At 71.3% G+C, this 16,709-nt stretch carries 5 protein-coding genes; 2 read left to right on the top strand and 3 right to left on the bottom strand.

All coding sequences use genetic code 11. The annotated features are described in order from the left end of the window. The first annotated feature begins 357 nt into the window (after nucleotides 1-357). Nucleotides 358-2,895, top strand: coding sequence for a ricin-type beta-trefoil lectin domain protein (locus tag ACFVVL_RS01560; RefSeq protein ID WP_387670497.1), 2,538 nt, complete (start codon nucleotides 358-360; stop codon nucleotides 2,893-2,895). A gap of 84 nt (nucleotides 2,896-2,979) precedes the next feature. Here the strand turns inward: ACFVVL_RS01560 and ACFVVL_RS01555 are convergent, their stop codons facing one another. The 3 genes from ACFVVL_RS01555 to ACFVVL_RS01545 all read right to left on the bottom strand — a co-directional run bounded on the left by ACFVVL_RS01555 (nucleotide 2,980) and on the right by ACFVVL_RS01545 (nucleotide 12,211). After that, nucleotides 2,980-3,312, bottom strand: coding sequence for a hypothetical protein (locus ACFVVL_RS01555; protein WP_387670495.1), 333 nt, complete (start codon nucleotides 3,310-3,312; stop codon nucleotides 2,980-2,982). An 806-nt stretch (nucleotides 3,313-4,118) separates the two neighbouring features. After that, nucleotides 4,119-4,610: a hypothetical protein gene (locus ACFVVL_RS01550; protein WP_387670493.1), complete on the bottom strand. Its 492-nt coding sequence runs from the start codon at nucleotides 4,608-4,610 to the stop codon at nucleotides 4,119-4,121. Nucleotides 4,611-4,759: 149 nt separating this feature from the next. Continuing rightward, on the bottom strand, nucleotides 4,760-12,211 hold the full coding sequence (locus ACFVVL_RS01545) for a ricin-type beta-trefoil lectin domain protein (RefSeq protein ID WP_387670491.1): 7,452 nt from the start codon (nucleotides 12,209-12,211) through the stop codon (nucleotides 4,760-4,762). Nucleotides 12,212-12,832: 621 nt separating this feature from the next. Between ACFVVL_RS01545 and ACFVVL_RS01540 the strand changes: the two genes are divergently transcribed. Beyond that, nucleotides 12,833-16,639, top strand: coding sequence for a ricin-type beta-trefoil lectin domain protein (locus tag ACFVVL_RS01540; RefSeq protein WP_387670489.1), 3,807 nt, complete (start codon nucleotides 12,833-12,835; stop codon nucleotides 16,637-16,639). The last annotated feature ends 70 nt before the right edge of the window (nucleotides 16,640-16,709 follow it).

Genomic DNA, 16,709 nt, shown 5'->3' with positions numbered 1-16,709 from the left:
CCCGACCGGATCCCCCCTCCGGTCGGGGGCCGGGCGCTTCGCCGTCCCGGGGCCCCCTTGACCTGCGCCGTTCACCTGGCGCGGGGCTCCCCGGTGATCGCGGAAACGGATTGCCAGGCCCCCGCCCCACGCACTAGCGTTCGACCGCGCACCGATCGCGAGCATGAGGGCCGGTCAGCTGACGGCCGATCGGAGAGCGCATCACATCGGACCATTCCCCTCCGTCTGCCGTCCTCCGTCCGTCGTCCGCCCGCGGGGCGCGCGGCGGCCGGCCGTCGGCCGGGGGGAACCTGCGCGAAGGCGAACTGACACATCATGCGTGAATCCCGACCCCCCGGACGGCTGGGGGGCCCGCTGGTGAGAGGCCTGGTGCCGCTGTGGGCGGCCGGCCTCGTGCTAACCGCCCCCGGAGCCGCGTTCGCGGACACCCCGGCGGCGAGCGCTTCCGGGCCCAACACCCCCAGCGCGCTGACCACCAGCCCCCAGCCCGTCAACCCCGCCGACAACGCCTGCGGCGGCGGCACCCCCGGGTGGATCGGCCGGACGTCGCCCCTCCCGGACGGCACCTCCAACGTCCAGCTGTCCGCCTACGCCGACGGGCAGCCCGGCAGCGACCTCACGGTCGGCTTCCACCTGTGGGACACCACGGCCGGCGAGAGCCGCGACTCCGCCGCCGGCACCTGGCCGACCGCCCGGGTCGTCCCCTCCGGCGGGGGCACCGGCCGGGCCTACGTCGGCCGCGCGCTGGCCGACGGCCACCGGTACGGCTGGAACGCCTGGTCCGCCGCCGGGGACGTGAAGAGCCCCCCGACCGCGGACTGCGCCTTCAACGTCGACCTCACCGCGCCGACCCAGGCGTCCATCGCGCCCTCCACCGTGTTCCCGCCGCAGGGCAGCGGCGCCACGCCCACCGGCCACGCCGGCGACACCGGCGTCACCGTCCGCGTCACCAGCAAGGACCCGGTCCCGGGCGGCTGCACCGACGGCCCCTGCGCCGCCGGCGGCGTCCGCGCGTTCACGTACGCGCTCGACGACAACATCCCGGTCTCCGGCGGCTCCAGCGTCCCGGCCTCCTTCGCGGCCGACGGCACCGCGTACGCCGACGTCCCGATCAGCGTCGGCGTCCTCAACTGGGGCAGCCACACGCTGAACGTGCGCGCCGTCGACGCGGCCGGCAACACCGAGCCCCAGGCGTCCACCTACTCCTTCTACGCCCCCGCCCGGACGCTGGGACCGGCCGTGGCGGGCGACGTCGACTTCGACGGCGTGGCCGACCACCTCACTCCGGCCGCCGACGGCTCGCTGACCCTCTTCCGGGGCGGCGCCGACGGCACCTTCCGCACGCCCGAGACGTCCTCCCCGGCCGACCGCAGCCCCCGGCGCGACGACTGGAACAACTACCTGGTGGCCCACCGCGGCGCCGTCAACGGCCAGGGCGACTCGCTGTTCGCGTACCACAGGAGCGAGAAGCAGCTCTACGTCTACGTCAACGACGCGAACGCCTACCCGGGCGAGGCCGTCGCCGGCCACTTCACCCGCACCTCCCTCCAGCTGGGCACCAGCAGCGCGTGCCCGCAGGGCATCGACCGGACCTGGAACCACATCGCCCAGATGACGGCCGTCCAGCGCGGCACCGGGGGCACCGGGCTGGTCACCGTCGAGCAGGGCCACCTGCGCTACTACCCCGCCGAGTTGGCCTGCACCCTCGGCGCCGGCGTCGAGCTCGGCGCGGCCGGGGCCGACTGGAGCGGCTTCACCCTGATGTCCCCCGGCGAGGTCAACGGCGTGCCGACGCTCTGGGTGCGCGACACCGTGACCGGGGCCGTCACCGGCCTGGCGCTGCCGCTGGACGCCACGGGCAAGCCGGTCGCCGGCTTCACCCCGCTGACGCTGCCCGCCCACCGGCCCCTGGTCTGGGGCCTGCAGTCCGCCGGCCAGGACATCTGCGCCGACATCGACCACGGCTGGACCGGCAACGGCACCGCCGCCCTGCTGTGGACCTGCGCCGACGCGGGCTCCGCCGCCCCCAACCAGCAGTTCACCTTCGGCACCGACGGCTCGCTGCACGTCCTCGGCAAGTGCCTCGACGTCACCGGCGGTGCCACCGCGAACGGTTCGCCCGTCAACCTGTGGGACTGCAACGGCAGCCCGGCCCAGCAGTGGCTCCCGGGCCCCCACCCGCACACCCTGCGGAACCCGAACGCCGACAAGTGCCTCGACGCCGACGCGAGCGCCCCGCTGGGCGCCCGCCTGGTGATCAGGGACTGCGGCAAGACGCAGAGCGAGGCGTGGACGTACCCCGACGCCCAGCCCGTGCTCCCGCTCGCGCTGGCCGCCAACGTCTTCCCGACCGTGGACTCGCCCGGTGACCTCAACGCCGACGGCCACCCCGACGTGCTCGCCACCGTCTCCGACGGCCGGCTGGTCCGCTACGCCGGCACCGCCCCGCTGGCCGGCCGGCCGCGCTTCGCCGCGCCGCAGGACGTCCCCTGGGACCGCTCCACCGCCTTCAACGTCAACTCCGTCTACAGCCCGGCCCGCTGCCTCGACAACTACGGCGCGCCCGCCGGCGGCAGCCTGCGCTTCTACGACTGCTGGAACGGCGCCAACCAGAAGTTCGCCTTCGGCTCCGACGGCACCCTGCGCACCGGCGGCCGCTGCGTGACGGTCCGCGACAACGCGACCCACTGGGGCGCCCAGGCCGTCCTCACCGACTGCCGGGCCGGCACCGGCCAGATCTGGACCTACGGCGCCGACGGCACCCTGCGCAACCCCGCCGCCAACGCCTGCCTGGAACTGCCCGGCTGGAACGACGCCAACGGCACCGCCCTCGGCATCTGGGGCTGCAACGGCAACCCCAACCAGCGCTGGACCCTCTACCCCAACACCGCCTGACCGGCTTCGCCCGGGACGCGCTCGGCCCGACCGGAGTCTCCGGTCGGGCCGAGCGTTTTCTCCGAGGGCCGTGACGGCGGCCGGTCAGGACTCCAGTCGTGCGGCCTGCTCCATCATCGCCTCCGCCTGGTCGTCCCAGTCGGGACCCACGAAGAGGATGTCGGCCGCCGCCTCGCGGAGCAGGTCCGGATCGTCGGGCCGCTGCAGACAGGCGAGCCGGTAGGCCAGGTTACGGGCCCACACCGGAATTCCCAGAATGTCCTCCCGAAGAACACCCCGGAGCACGGTGAGGATTTCCTCGGGGCTCGCGAACGTGAGCTTCTCGATGAAATACCTGGTGGCATCCGAAACGCTCTCCGCGTTTTCTCCGTAGGTTGATTCGATGAAATCCTCGGTCAACCTGTCGAGTCCTGACATGGTGTCGCCCTTACCTTACTTTTCGAGCCAGTACGTGCCGAGGCTGTAGCGGTTCTCCCGTTTCCTGCAGGTGCGACGGTTTGGAGCCGGGCCCCGGTACCTCCTGGCCGCCCTCCATCCGCCGGTACACATCGGCGACGATTTCCTTCTCGATGTCGTCGGCGGAGATTCCCGTGGACGCCGGGGACGGACTCTTCCTGCCTCCGCCCATATCGTGTTCGCGATCGTCTGCGTGCCCCGAGTTGATCGTCCAGTCGTCGTCGCTGGCCTTCCCCTTCTTCTGTCGGTACGCGCGGGTCCGCGCTCCCGGTATCGGGCTTCGGCGGCTTCGGAGCGCCACCGCCGCCGGACCGGTCGACGGGGTCGTTGCTCTGTAGGTGCAACCGCCCATCTGGTCCGGGTTGCCGGCGGCCGGAACGGGTCGACGGTCAGGAAGCGGCCGAGGACCGCGCCGTAGTTTGCGGTGGCTCAGGAGGTTGAGGCCGGTGCTGCGGTCGACCGGCTGGCCGAGGTAGCCGTGGTTGCCGGTCCACGCCTGGGGCTGACCGTCACCACGGACGTTGCCGTACGGGTCGAACGGGCGACGGATGATGGCCTTCGTGGCCGCGTCGACCTGGATCGTCCCGGCAGTGCAACCGGGACGCCTACGGGAACGTCAACGCCAACCAGCGCTGGAGGCTCTCCGTCAACACCGCCTGACCGGCGCCCCCACCAGGCCAGCGGGCCCGCGACGCACCACGCGTCGCGGGCCCGCGGCCGTTCCCGGACCCTCCGGGCTGCGGAGTCCTCCGGATACCGGCGCCGGCCTAGGTCTCGGAGACGACGTTGTCCACCACCTTGATCAGCCAGCTCGTCCCGTCCTCCTCGGTGACCTCGATCTCCCCGTTCAGCACATGGTCGAAGGTGAACTCGTCGAACTCCGGTGCGTAGTCGCGCCCTTCGAACCGAGCGGCCAGTTCGGACTGCAGGGCGCATCCCGGGCGCCAGAAGGTGTCGATCAGGTACCGAATCCAAGGTCCGCCGGAGTAGAACCTGCTGCGGTGATTCCACGAGAGCTCCCGGCCGTCACTGCCCACGGCCCACTGGCAGCTGAGGCCGGGCTGCCCGGCGGGCGGCTCCGAATCATTGATCACGTCGGCGTCGGGAATCCAGAGCGGCTGTTCGGCCGGGGTCGAGTACGGGCCGGAGTGCCGATGCATTCTGCGGGTGTCGATGAATCGCTCGTGGTAGGCGGCCTCTGCGGAATTCAGAGGGGGGTGGATCCTGATCGACCCCTGATATTCGGTGAAGTAGCCCATCGATTTTCCCTGTTCTGAACTCGGGCGGACGGCCGCCCGCCGTGCTCGCCGGGCGGCGGGGGCGGGTCCGCGCAGGATCGGTTGACAGGGGGCGGGCCGAGCGAATTCCTGTCGACCCGCCCCGGTCATGTTGCTTCCGAAGGGTAGCGCTACTGCACGGTTCCGAAGGTGGACACGTAGATGAGGAACCCGACGGCCAGGCCTGCCGCCGTCCCGACGGCTGTGGTCGTCTTGCGATCCCAGACCGTGGTGGTGACCGTAATGGGATGCGGGACCCAGTCGTCACCCGGCGGCTTGGCGTTCTTCCGATCCCACCAGCTGATCACGCCGGTGGCTTTCTTCAGTTCTACCGGCTTACCGCGGGAGGTTGTGTACTTGTCCTTCTTGCTGGTCGACTGCGCCACCAGCACGCCATTGAGGTTCATCGGGTCCGGGCCCACCAGCTGAGGTATTTCGAAACCCGGCATGACCGTCAGGCGGCTCCCCTTTGCCTTCTGTATCTTCTGTTCCACGGAAACGTAGTTCGTGACCTCTCCGAAGGCCACGTCCTCATCCTTTCCGGTCAGTCCGGACTTGACCTCCCAGATGTGCATGACATTGTCTTCTATCATGACCAGGTCCGCGGAGCCGTCGGTGGCTCCGTTCTTCCCGGCTCCGGGAATCTCGTATTCCTTGGCCACCCACGCGTTGGGATGAGTCGCCTTCAGGTACTCGTACGCCATCTCCTGGGCGGCGTTGTGCCGGAGAGTACCGGAGGCCTTCGGGCGCGGTGTGGGACCCGAAACAGGTCCTACGACGGCGGGAGGCGGCGGCGCGGCAGGAAGCGGCCCGTACCACGTGTTGAAGTCGCGATGGGGGCCGGGGCCGACGTCCTGCTGAGGAGTTCGGTGTCCTCCGCAGAGTCCGTCGTAGCAGTCGTGGTCGATGCGTCCGCTCGGGTCCATCCGGTTGACCGGGTCGTTGCTGCTGTACGTGTAGCCGCTCATCTGGTCGGGATTGCCGGGGGCGAGGAGCGGGTCGACGGTCAGGAAGCGGCCGAGGACGGGGTCGTAGTTGCGGGCGCCCAGGAGGTTGAGGCCCGTGGTGAAGTCGAACGGCTTACCGAGGTAGCCGCGGTTTCCGGTCCACCCCGGGGGCCGGCTGCCGTCGCGGACGTTGCCGTAGGGGTCGAACGGGCGGCGGGTGACGGCCTTGGTGGCCGCGTCGACCTGGATCGTCGCGGTGTTCTGCGGAGTGGTGATCTGGTAGGAGAGCGTTCCGCCGCTGGTGCGGACCGCGACCGATCCGTCCGGCTGCGGGAAGTAGCGCTCTCCCGTGACCGTGCTGCCGTCGGCCGAGAGGGTGATCTGCTCGGCGGCGGAGAACAGGTAGAGGATGGTGCCGGTGGGACCGCGCTGGAGGAGCAGGTCACCGTCGGCGTCGTACAGGTACCTCGACGTCGCGGTCCCCGATCCGCTCGGCGCGGTGACGGACTCGGTCCGTCCCTCCACGTCGTACGTGAAGGTCTGGGTGGAGCCGGCGAGGGGCTGCGCCGTGGTGCCGGTGGACCACTTCTGGTTGGACCCCTGATTGCAGTACCAGAGGGCGACGCGGGTGCCGGGGGTGCCGCTGCCCTGGGGGACGTCGAGGCACAGGCCGGACTGATGGACGAGGGAGCCGTCGGCGGCGGTGCTCCAGCGTTGGCTCGGACTGCCGTCGCAGGCCCACAGTTCGAGCTGTGTGCCCGGACCGGTCTGACCGCCGGTCGGGCGGGCGCAGACACCGAGCACGCGCAGCGTGCCGTCCGTCCCGAGGGTCCACTGTTCGGCGCTGCCCTCGTGGCAGGTCCAGGTCTCCACCGGGGTGCCGTTGGCGCTGTTGGCACCGGTGGCGTCCAGGCAGACCGGGGTGCCGCCGGTGGCGACGCCCGACACCAGGGTGCCCGTGCTGGTCATGGCGCGCGAGGTGGTGTTGCCCTGGGCGTCGTACTGCGGCGTCAGGGTCGCGCTGTAGGTGGGCCCGCTCGGCGCGTTGACCGTGGCGGCCCACTTCTGGTGCGAGAGACCGTTGCAGTACCACAGACCGAGCTGGGTGCCCGGTGTCCGGTTCCCGCCGGGGATCTCCAGACAGTACTGGGAGTCGTAGACGAGGGCGCCGTCCGCGCCGTCCGTCCACTTCCGGCTGCCGGCGTCACAGGCGGCCAGCTCGATCCTGGCACCGGCGTAGGCGTTCCCGCCGACCGGCCGGGCGCACTTGCCGAGGGCCCGCAGGGAGCCGTCGCCGGGGCGGGTCCACCGTTCGGATCCGCCGCTGTGGCAGGTCCAGGTCCCGACGGAGGTGCCGTCGGACGTCCGGGATCCCCAGACGTCCAGGCAGAGTGCCGCGCCATCGGTCGTCGTCTGGCCCGAGGTGAGCCGCAGGGTGGCCTGGCCGGTGCGGGTGGTGACGCTGGTGGCGGTGTTCGGCTTGGCGGCGGGGGTGCGGCCTTCGCCGGGGTAGCTGCTGGTCTGTGTGACGTCACGGGCGGTGTCGCCGGTGATGTCGTGCTTGACCTGCTGGGTCCGGTCACCGAGCTGGTTGTACTGGAAGCTCTGCCAGTACGGCGCGGGGCCGCCGATGTTGGCGGGGCCGGGATCGGAGTGGGTGCAGCGGGAGACCTGACCGGCCGTCGGGGTGGTGAAGCCCCAGACGTCGGTCCATGCCTCGGTCAGGCGGTTCAGCCCGTCGTAGCGGAAGCACTGGGTCTCGACGGCCATGTCCCCGCTGCCCGAGGACTGCCGCTCCGAGATCCTCGCGAGCTTGCCGGCCGGGTCGTAGCCGTAGGTGATGTCCGAGATCGGGTTGGTGTCGGCCTCCTGGAACTTGACGTCGGCCGCCTTCAGCCGCCCGGTGACGTCGTCGTAGAAGCGGGCGGTCCGCATGAGCTTCCCCGACTCGCCGTACTGGGACAGCAGCACGTGGCCGAGCTGGTCGTAGTTGGTCCGGGCCAGGATCTTGAAGTAGTCCGTGGACGTGGCCTCGACCTGGTCGGCGCTGTTGCGGTAGATGCTGAACGTCTCCTCGGGCAGACCGCCGTGCGCGTGGTAGCGCGGGCCCGTCGGCAGACCGAGTCGCTTGCTGTAGGTGAGGGTCTGGGAGTAGCTGCCCGCGAGCTTGCCCTCGGCCGCCGGAATGGTGGTCGTGGTGCCGGTGGGCTGGTAGCGGACGTCGTAGCCGTCGACCGCCTGGACGTACGCGCTCCCCGAGGCGCCCCCGACGTAGCGGGTGGAGGCGGTCGGGTAGCCCTTGGCGAGGTTGTCGAAGGTGAAGGAGGCGAGCAGCTTGGCCGGATTGTTGGTGTTGTCGCCCTCGTAGCGGCCGACGACGCGGCCGAGGAGGTCGTAGGCGAAGGCCATCCGCTTGCCGCTGCCGTCGGTCGTGGTGGCCACCCGGCCGAGGGCGTCGTACGCCGTCGTGGAGGTGCCGGCGTCCGGGTCGCTCTGGGAGACGGGCCGGCCCTCGACGTCGTAGGAGTACGTCCAGGTGTTCCCGGCGTTGTCGGCGATGGACGCGAGCAGGCCGCGTGCGTCGAATGCGTAGCGGGTCGTCACATCACCCGTCGGGTCACCGCCGTGCAGCACCGAGGAAGTGGTCCGGCCGAGCGCGTCGGTGATCACGGTGCTCGGCGTGCCACCGGCGGGAGGCGTGATGTCCGTCCGCTCGGCGCCGGGGTAGGACGTGACGGTGCGCCACAGCTCGCGGCCCCGGGAGAAGAGCTGCTCGGACGTCTTACGGCCGGTTCCGTCGTACGTGTAGTACGTCTGGGAGGGGGACTCGTCGTCCTTCTCCTCGAACAGGACGGTGCCCGGCTCCCCGTGGTCCTTGTCGTACCAGGCGGCAGTGGTCTTGGCGACCTGGCCGTGGCTGTCGTACCGGGTGTGCGTCAGGACCCTGCCGGGGTCATTGTTGGCCGGAGTGGACTGCGTCTGGCGTGACTTCAGGAACCCGTCGAGGATGTCGACCGAGGTCGACCAGTTCTGGTCCTCCCGGAGCGTGCGGGTGGTGACGCTGGGCGAGGTGACCCGCTTCTCGTCCCCGGCGAGCGCACCGCGCATGTCGTAGCCGAAGGTCTGGTTCGCGGGCCTGCCGTCAGCCTTGGCGTTTCCCGGCAGCCACACGGCGGTGCGGCGCCCGAGGGCGTCGAAGATCGAATCGGTGATCCGGTTGTTGGCGTCGACGGAGCGGGTCACCAGACCGCGGGCCGGCGACACGGTGTCCGTGCTCTTCCAGTCGAGCGAGTTGGTCTTCGTCACGGTCCCGGGAAGGACGTCGCTCGCCGGGCTGTAGCTCGTGTCCTCGGCGAGGCCCGCCTCATTGACGTTGCGCAAGACGCGCCCGTAGCCGTCGAACGCCTGGGCGCTCACGGTCCGGTAGGCGGCGTTGCCCTGGGCGTCGTAGCCCGTGACGGTCTGGGTGGCGGTGGCGTAGCCGAAGGTCGTGCCGTTCTGGCCGAGGACCTTCGAGGCTCCGGGGCCGGCCGGGTCGGCGTTGCCGTCGTAGATCACCCGGCGGTCGCTGATGGTCCTGGTGGCGGAGGGCGCGGTGCCGCACGGCCCGGCGACGGTCCGTGTGCTGCTCGGATAGGAGCGCATCATCGGATTGCCCGCCGGGGGATCCGCATAGTCGGTGGTGGTGCAGGTGCGGTTGTCGTCCGTGGTCAGGTCCGGCCGGCTGTCGGCCTTGACGGGCTGGGCCCACTCGTTGAGCGTGGTAACGGTCCGGCCCGTGCGCCAGGTCCCGTCGGACAGCAGGACGCTGGACCGGGTGCCCGACGTGACGGTGCGCAGGGCCTTCAGCTCCGGGAGCGGCGAGAGCGCCGGGGGCTTGGAACTCCATGCGGTGCGCGTCCGGGTGGCGGTGGCGTCCGAAGCCACGGACAGGTCGGAGAACTGCCTGGCGACGGCCGGGCCGCCCGCCGAGCCGTAGGTGACCGACTCCTGGGCCAGGCCCGAGAGCCAGGGACTGTCGGCGCTCTCCTCGCCGAGTGAGTTTGTCAGCCTGACGCTGCGCGGCGTGCGGTCGGCCTTGTAGTCTCCGTCCATACCGCGGAAGTACGAGACGCTGCTCCTGGTGACCGGGTCGTCGCCCGAGCCGCTCGTGGTGGTGACGGTGCGGTAGCCGCGGAAGTCGTTCCAGGTGCGGTACCGGTCGTCGGTCAGGTCGGAGTCGTCACGGTGCCAGGCGGCGCCGCCCTCGTAGGAGTACGAGGTCACCCGCGACGGCGAGGCGCTCGCGGTGCCGTCCCTGACGGTGACCTTCGCGACCAGGGTCTTGTGGAACCAGTCGGCGACCGGTTCCTTGCTCTTCCCGGGGGACCAGTGGACCGGGTAGCACGCCATGGTGTTGCCGTCGGCCGAGGCCGGCATGGCGCCCGTGGTCCGCGAGCACTCCGGGTCGCGGTAGGTGACGGCGATCCGGGCGCCGGACTCGGTGCCGATGCCGATGATCCGCGGCCGGTAGAGCGGCGCCGGCGGGCTGGGGCCGTCGACCCGGTTGTTGAGCTCGGTGCCGGCGAAGGTCACCGGGTCGAGCGTGATCGGGCCCGAACCGCCGGCCGAGGTGTCCAGGCCGGTGCGCTGGATCGAGGACAGCCACATCACCGACTGCAGGGAGCCGTCGCTGTAGTTCGCGTCCCCGGGCTGGCCGGTCGCCGGGTCGATGAGCGCACCGGCCTCGGAGAAGATGTGGGTGAGGTCGTAGCGGTCCAGGGCCTGCCAGCCGCCCTGGGTGCGCAGCTCCGTACCGATGCGCCGCAGCCGCTTGGTGGACCAGAAGGTGGGCGAGCCGGTGTAGCAGACGTTGGCGCCGGAGCCGCTGGTCGTCCATCCGTCCGGGCAGGCGAGGTCGTACGGGACGTCGGGCCAGTTCTTGGCGGTGGAGGCGGAGAGGTTCTCGGGCCGGCAGGTGTCGTCGGAGACCGTGCACCGCTCGGCGGTCTCGAAGTTCACCCGGGCGGAGGGTTCGCGCCCGGCGACGGCGTCGGCGAGCTTGTAGCCGTAGGAGATCCGGCTGAGCTGGCCGCCACGGGTGTACGGGGTCAGCGTGCCGGTGCCTCCGGTGGCCGCGGCCTGACCGCCGCCCATGGCGTAGCGGTTGGTCTCCGCCGCCCAGTCGTAGCGCTGGACGTTGCCGTTGGGGTCGACGACGAAGTCGAGGTTGAAGCGCCAGCCGGGTTGCTGGTCGCACTGCGAGCCCGCGCCCTTGGCGGCGTTGTAGCAGGGGTCGCCGTTGTTCGGGTGGTAGACCGGCACGCCCCAGGCGCTGTTGGTGGCGGCGTCGGAGGTGGTGCCGGGGGCGTGGTTGAGACCGAGGTAGTAGGCGGTGCCGTCGGTCGTGGTGACCTTGAAGTACTCGCCCTGCCACAGACCGTTGGCCGCGCCCGTCAGCCGCTCGACGCGGGTGCCGTCGTCGTTCTGGAGGTGGTAGGCGCCGTTGCCGTCGCGGACGAGCTCACCGCTGTGGGAGCCGAGCGACAGAGTGGCGTTCCAGCCGGCCCAGCACTGGTCGCCGGACTCGGCCACGCCCGCGTTCTTGCAGGTCTTGTAGAACCGCTCGACGAAGCCCGGATTGTAGGACCAGCCGTCGCCGATCCAGGAGGCCTGGGAGTTGCGGGCGGAGGTCTTCCCGTCGACGGACTGCGAATCGTAGGAGAGGGCCACGCCGGGTGCGTTGCCGGCCAGGGACGGCGCAACGGTGATCGGGTAGTTGTAGGTGAAGGCGCCCGAGGCGTTCTTCGACCAGGAGCCGGTGGCGGACAGGTCGGACGCGCCGTAGTCGCCCTGCGAGCCGCTCGTGCCGGACTCCAGCGCGAGGGCGATCCCGCCGGTGGCCGGGGCGGTGGCCGTCGCCGGGGCGAGGGCCGTGGCGGGCGCGCCGGCCTCCGAGGGGGCGCCTGTGGCGCCGGGGAGGGCGACGGTACCGGTGATCCGCTGGGCCGCGGGGTCGAGCGCCGCGTCGAGCGGCTGACGGGTGCGGCATTGCGCGAGCTCCGGCGTGGAGAGCGCACAGGCGGGCATGGCGACCAGACGCAGCCGGGAGGCCCAGCCGCCGCCGAAGGCGTCGGCGAAGGAGCCGTAGTCGAGGGAGACCTCGACGGCGGAGGGCGTCGGGACGCCGTCGGCGCGGTCGAGCGACACCAGGAGGCCGTTCACTCCGGCCTTCTCGGCCTGGGCGCGGCCGGCGACCTTGACCTCGACGGCACCCGGCGCCGTGCCGGCGGCGGAGTCGTCACCGGAACCGCCGGCCCTGGCCGTGGCCGGCGCACCGGCCGCGGTGCGCAGCAGCACCGGCGTCGAGCCCGCTCGGACGGCGGGCTGCTCGGGCTTGCCGGTGTCCCGCCGGGCGGCGACGAGGTCCGGCCGGCCCTTGAGGTCGACGGTGACCGTCGACTCGGCCGGCCACTGGACGGCGCCCGGCTTGTGGGCCTTCAGATCGTGGGCGCCCCCGGGGTGGTGGAGCGGTTCCGACGGGCGATCGATGTCGGCGTCGTGGCCGCCGACCTTGGGCAGTTCCGGAAGGGTTTCCGGCTTCTGTTCGGCCGCCAGCGCGGTGTGGGCGAATCCCTCACCGACGAGCGGGACCACGAGGGAGAGCGTCGCGGTCAGGGCGCCGAGTGTCAGTGCCTTTCGCCAGCCGCTCCCTCCTCTTCGGGAATTGCGGACAGTTTGTCCAGGACCGGTTTGCATTCGATGTCTCCGCGTTAACAGAATCGCAATGGGTTCGTGACCTGCGGCGATGTGCCCGACGCAGGTGTCCCAGGGTGATGGCGGGAACCGTATTGCCAGGCCAGTCGTGCACGCAATAGCGTTCGCCTGCCGCCGAACTGCCAGCAATTGACGACAGCTCAACTGACTCGTGGTCGGAATCGGTATCAAAATGGACAAAGGCCGCCTTGCGTGGCGGTCGGTATGGCGTGCGGCATACCTGGCCTCCGGAGCAAGCCGAGCCCTGTTGCGAAGGCGAACTGACACACCATGCGAGAAATCCCACCATCCGGACCGCGGAGACGGGGCCGGCCGGCGAGATACCTGGCCCCGCTGTGCGCGGTCGGCCTCGTCCTGGCGACCCCCGGGGGCGCCGTCGCCGAGACCCGGACCCCCGCTGCGTCACCGGCCACGGGCCGCGACGACGCCCGGTCGGCGTCCTCCCCGAGCGCCGTCGAGACCGCGCTCCGGACGGCGAAGGCGACCGGGAAGCCGGTCGCCGTGGACGAACTGACGACCGAGACCTCGCTCACGGTCGCCCTTCCGACCGGCAAGCTCAGCCTCACCAGCCATCTGCTGCCGGCCCGGGTGAAGCGCGACGGCGGATGGGCCGACGTCGACCCCGGGCTCGTCCGGGGTCCGGACGGGAACTACGCCCCGAAGGCCACGCCGTCCGGCGTCGCCGTGTCGGGCGGTGGCACCGGCCCGCTGGCGACCCTCACCGACCGGGAGGGCCGGAGCCTGGCCCTGACCTTCCCGGTGCGCCTGCCCGCGCCCACCGTGGACGGCGGCACCGCCGTCTACGCCGAGGTGATGCCGGGCGTCGACCTCCGGGTCGAGGTGGGTGACCAGGGCTCGGTCCGCGAGGTCCTGGTCGTCAAGGACGCCACCGCCGCCGCCAACCCGGCGCTGAGGTCACTGCGGTTCGGCACCGCCACGAAGGACCTGGTCGTCTCCGACGACGGCCACGGGAACATCTCCGCCGGCCCCGCCGGTGGCGCACCCGTCTTCCAGGCGTCCGCCCCGCTGATGTGGGACTCCGCCGCGGAGGCTCCCGCGGCCGCCGCCGCGCGGAGCGGGGCCGCCGCGGTGCCCGCCGTCGGCGAGGTGCCGGACGGGGGTGCCCCGTCGGGCACCGCCGGCAGCCCGTCGTCGGCCGACGCCCCCGGCGCGGGCGCGCACGTGAAGCCGATCGGCGTCAGCGTCGACTCCTCGGCGTTGACCCTGACCCCCGATCCCGGGCTGCTCGACGGCGAGGGCACCGTCTGGCCGCTGTACATCGACCCGACCTTCCAGCCGACCCGGCCGATGGGCACCACCCACTTCGCCCAGGTGATGTCGGCCGCGGAGTGTGCGAACGTCTCGACCTACGACAAGCCCCAGACCAGGGGCCAGGGCGTCGGCTACCAGCACTACGAGCGGCCGAACTGCTACGGCATGGAACGCTCGTACTTCGAGCTGGACACCAGCGCCGTGACGTCGCAGATGTACATCGACGAGGCCCACATGTACTTCTCCGAGTCCTACGCGGCGGCGCACAACTGCAACGCCACCGCGCCGGTCTGGCTGAAGTGGACCGGGGGCATCGACGCCGCGACCACCTGGAACCACCAGCCGCAGATCCTGCGGGGCATCGACACGGAGAAGTGGCCCCGCAGCGCCTACGACGGATGCGAGCCGCAGGACGTCGTCTTCACGGTGACCAACGAGCTGCGGGAGGTCGCCCAGCAGGGCATCCAGCGGTGGACGGTCGCCCTGATCGGTGACGAGAACTGGTCGACCGACGTCAACCACTTCATGCGGTTCTCCCCGAACCCGTACATCCGGGCCACGTACGACATCGCGCCGTACACCCCCGACTCGCTGCAGGTCAGCCCCCAGCCCTCGAACCCCGACGACCAGGCCTGCGGAAGCAGCCGGCCCGGATGGATCGGCCGGACGGTGCCGGAGTCGAACATCCGGTTGAGGGCCTGGGCCAGGACCCCCATGCCCGGAACCAACATCACGATCGGCTTCCACGTCTGGGACAACATGACCGCCGGCGCCAACGGTGAACCCGGCGGCGGAGCGTGGCGGGCCAGCGAGACGATCGGCCCCGGCGGCGGCTGGGGCGAGGCCACGCTCGGCTTCACGGTCCAGGACGGGCACCAGTACGGCTGGAACGCCTGGGCCACCGACGGCATCCTGGACAGCCCCCCGTCCGGGTACTGCTACTTCAACGTCGACCTCAGCGCGCCGACGCTCGCGAGCATCGCCCCTTCCCCGGTGTTCCCGCCGCTGGGCAGCGGTATCAAGCCCGCCGGTCACGCCGGAGACACCGGGGTGACGGTCAAGGTCACCAGCACCGACCCGGTGCCGGGCGGCTGCACCCGCGGCAGCTGCGTGTCCAGCGGCGTCCTGGAGTTCCAGTACGCACTGGACAACCTCAGCTCCCCGAACGGCTTCGGCAGCAGCCCGGCCGTGGCCGGGCCCGACGGCAGTGCCTCCGCCGAGATCCCGATCGAGCTCAACCGCGGCAACTGGGGTACCCACCATCTCTACGTCCGCGCCGTCGACCGGGCCGGGAACTCCCAGTCGGAGTGGGCCGAGTACGAGTTCTACGCGCCCTGGAACCCGGCGACCAAGATCGTCCCCGGTGACGTGACCGACGACGGCACCCCGGACTACCTGGTGCCGACGGCCGACGGCAACTTGTCCCTGCTCGTCGGCAACAGCGACTTCACCGCGCAGCCGGGCGTCGCCTCCACCCAGGTCCGCAGCCCCCAGGGCGACAGCTGGAACAACTACCTGCTGACCCACCGCGGCTCGGTCAGCGAGGACCCTTACGACGACCTGTTCGCCTACAACAAGGCGACGAAGCAGCTCCACCTCTACCGCAACGACGCCAGCCACACCCCCCAGGGCACCGCGGGCCACTTCACCTTCAACCACGGTGAGGTCGCCACGGCCGAAGGCCAGTGCGCCCGCGGCATCGACGGGACGTGGAACCACATCGAGCAGATGACGGCCATCACGCCGTCACCCGCCAGCAAGGGGCGCCCCAACCTCGTCACCATCGAGAAGGGTCACCTGCGCTACTACCCCGCCACCCTGCTCGTCAACTGCGTCTTCGGCGCCGGCGTCGAACTCGGCGAGGGCACCGACTGGAGCGGGTTCACCCTGATGACGCCGGGCCAGGTCGCCGGCGCCCCGGCGCTCTGGGTGCGCGACAGCGTGAGCGGCGCCGTCACCGGCCTGCCCCTGCCGCTGGACTCCACCGGCAAGCTGGTGACCGGCTTCCAGCCCCTGAAGGCGCCCGTCCGCAAGCCCCTGGTCTCCGCGCTCCAGGGCGCCTCCGGCCAGAGCATGTGCGCCGACATCAACGGCGCGTGGACGGCCAACGGCGCCGCCGCCCAGCTGTGGGACTGTGCCCAGGGCGCGCGCTCCAACCAGGAGTTCACCCTCGGCACCGACGGCTCGCTGCACGTCCTCGGCAAGTGCCTCGACGTCACCGGCGGCGTCACCGCGAACGGCTCGCACGTCAACCTCTGGGACTGCAACAACACCCCGGCGCAGACGTGGGTGCTCGACTCCGGGCGGCTGGTGAACCCGAACTCGGGCCGCTGCCTCGACGTTCCCGGGGCCAACGCGACCCAGGGCAACCGCCTGACGATCTTCGACTGCCACATGGGCCCGGCCCAGCAGTGGACGGTCCCGGCCGCCCACACGGTGCTGCCGCTCGGGGTCGCCTCGGACGTCTTCCCCAACGTCGACTCACCCGGTGACATCAACGCCGACGGCTACCCCGACCTGGTCCTCACCGTCGTCGACGGCCGCCTGATCCAGTACCTGGGAACCGCTCCGCAGGGGAACCAGCCGCGGTTCGGCGCGCCGCAGGAGATCTCGGGGGTGAAGCCCGTCAGCTACAACATCGAATCCGCCTACCACCCTGGCCGCTGCGTCGACAACTACGGCGCTCCGAACGGCGGCTTCCTGGGCTTCTACAACTGCTGGAACGGCACGAACCAGAAGTTCACCTTCGCCTCCGACGGCACCCTGCGCACCGGCGGTCGCTGCGTGACCGTCCGGGACGACCGGACCGACTGGGGCGCACCGGCCGCCATCGCGGACTGCCAGGGCACCAGCGGCCAGATCTGGACCTACGGCGACAAGGGCGAACTCGTCAACCCCGCCTCGAACGCCTGCCTGGAGCTGCCCGGCTGGAACGACGCCAACGGCACCGCCCTGGGCATCTGGCAGTGCAACCGGGACGCCTACGGGAACGTCAACGCCAACCAGCGCTGGAGGCTCTCCGTCAACACCGCCTGACCGGCGCCCCCACCAGGCCCGCGGGGCCCCGCCGCCCCACGCGTGGTCGGGACCCGGGGGGAGGGGCCGA

The organism is Kitasatospora sp. NPDC058115, from assembly GCF_042884635.1.
In the GTDB taxonomy this organism is placed as follows: domain Bacteria; phylum Actinomycetota; class Actinomycetes; order Streptomycetales; family Streptomycetaceae; genus Kitasatospora.
The sequence above is the reverse complement of the archived record's forward strand: the minus strand, read 5'-3'. Positions and strand labels throughout refer to the sequence as shown.

Coding starts and splice junctions, on each gene's coding strand:
- ACFVVL_RS01550 (WP_387670493.1), bottom strand. CDS start 4,610: ATGGGCTACTTCACCGAATATCAGGGGTCGATCAGGATCCACCCCCCT.
- ACFVVL_RS01555 (WP_387670495.1), bottom strand. CDS start 3,312: ATGTCAGGACTCGACAGGTTGACCGAGGATTTCATCGAATCAACCTAC.